General features: G+C 67.0%; 2 protein-coding genes. Both read right to left on the bottom strand.

Translation table 11 applies throughout. From position 1 onward, the window contains the following. Positions 1 to 34: 34 nt before the first annotated feature. On the bottom strand, positions 35 to 484 hold the full coding sequence (locus tag AQJ64_RS44805) for an SMI1/KNR4 family protein (RefSeq protein ID WP_055637785.1): 450 nt from the start codon (positions 482 to 484) through the stop codon (positions 35 to 37). Between the two features lie 136 nt (positions 485 to 620). Further along, positions 621 to 1,432 (bottom strand): IS5 family transposase gene (locus AQJ64_RS47555; protein ID WP_240512905.1). Its coding sequence is split into 2 segments (ribosomal slippage): positions 621 to 1,106 and positions 1,109 to 1,432, totalling 810 coding nucleotides; the frame shifts between segments, so codons are not numbered across the junction. Positions 1,433 to 1,506: the final 74 nt, after the last annotated feature.

Below are 1,506 nucleotides of genomic sequence, written 5' to 3'. Positions count from 1 at the left end.
ACAGCGGCTAACAGAATGAGCCCCGCGGGCTGACCTACAGAGATCCCGGGTCACCGTCGGCAATGAACCGCGTCAGGGATCCCTCCAGCAGCTCCAGAAACTGCCGCAGGTCGTCGGCTACCTTGTCGAGCTCGGGTTCGTCCAGTGATGCCGTCCGCATCCGATGAACCGACCCATCAGAGCCCGCGACGTAGGAGAGGCCACCGCCGTTCGAGCCGATGACCACCATCCGGTCCGCGGCGGCGACGACAGGCCCGTGCTCCTCGAGTCGCAGAAGGACGTCACTTGCCGCGTCGAGGAAGTATCCGTTGCCGATGTCCGACCAGGTCAAGTCACCAATGCAGTCGTAGAAAGTGACCAGGTCAGCCGGGATAAGGCCCGCTTGAGCGAGCGTGCGAGCCGCCGTTTGATCGTCGCGACCGGCCGGCCGGACCTCGTTGGTACCAGGAGGAAAGCCGTGCCGATGCTCGAACCCGTCCGTCATTGCCGCGAGAGTCCCGGAGACCCTCTCTGTCCACGAGGCCAGCCAGGCGGGTGAAAGCGAACGGTCACTCATGAGGCCGGATCATGGCATGAGTCACGGACATCCATGAGGTGACCAGCGGCCTTGTACCCCAACGTCAGCGCAATGCCGTGAGTTGCCGGTGAGTGATGAGGCAGCAGGCGAGCTTCAGGAACGCTTCGTGGATGTCGGCCCGCCGTTCCCACCGGATCCGCAGGCGTCGGAAGCCGTGCAACCAGGCAAAACTCCTCTCCACGACCCAGCGGTAGGTGCCCAGCCCGGTGCCGTGTCGGGTGCCGCGGCGGGCGATCGCGGGCACGATGCCACGGGCGCGAACCTGGTCGCGGTAGATGTCGTGGTCGTAGCCGCGGTCGGCGAACAGCGAGTCTGGCTTGCGGCGGGGACGGCCGACCCGGCCGCGGACCGGCGGGATCGCGTCGAGTAGGGGCAGCAGTTGGGTGACGTCGTTGCGGTTGCCGCCGGTCAGCAGAACCGCCAGCGGGGTGCCGTGCCCGTCAGTGATCAAGTGATGTTTGGAGCCGGCTCGGCCCCGGTCGACCGGCGAGGCGCCCGTCTGGCTCCCCCTTTTAGCGCCCTGACATGGGAGGAGTCGACCACGCAGCGGGACCAGTCCAGCCGCGAGGCCGCATTCAGTTCGGCCAGCAGGACCTCGTGCAACCGCTGCCAGACGCCGGCCTGGTTCCAGTCCCGTAAGCGGCGCCAGCACGTCATGCCCGAGCCGAACCCAAGGTCTTGCGGCAGGTACTCCCACTGGATCCCGGTGTGCAGCACGTACAGGATCCCGCACAGCACCTGCCGGTCCGGCAGCGGCTTGCGTCCCGGGTGCCGAAAGCGTCGCTCGCGCCGCGGCAAGAGCGGCTCCAGGCGGTCCCACAGCTCATCCGACACGATCCACGGCGACTTCCCCACACCGAGCCGAACGCTCAACTACCGCCCTGGACACGGCCATCAGGACCGAGCCACCTCATTGTGTTAGCCGCTAT

The organism is Streptomyces griseoruber (assembly GCF_001514205.1).
In the GTDB taxonomy this organism is placed as follows: Bacteria; Actinomycetota; Actinomycetes; order Streptomycetales; family Streptomycetaceae; genus Streptomyces; species Streptomyces griseoruber.
This window is presented reverse-complemented; position numbering and strand designations above follow the sequence as displayed.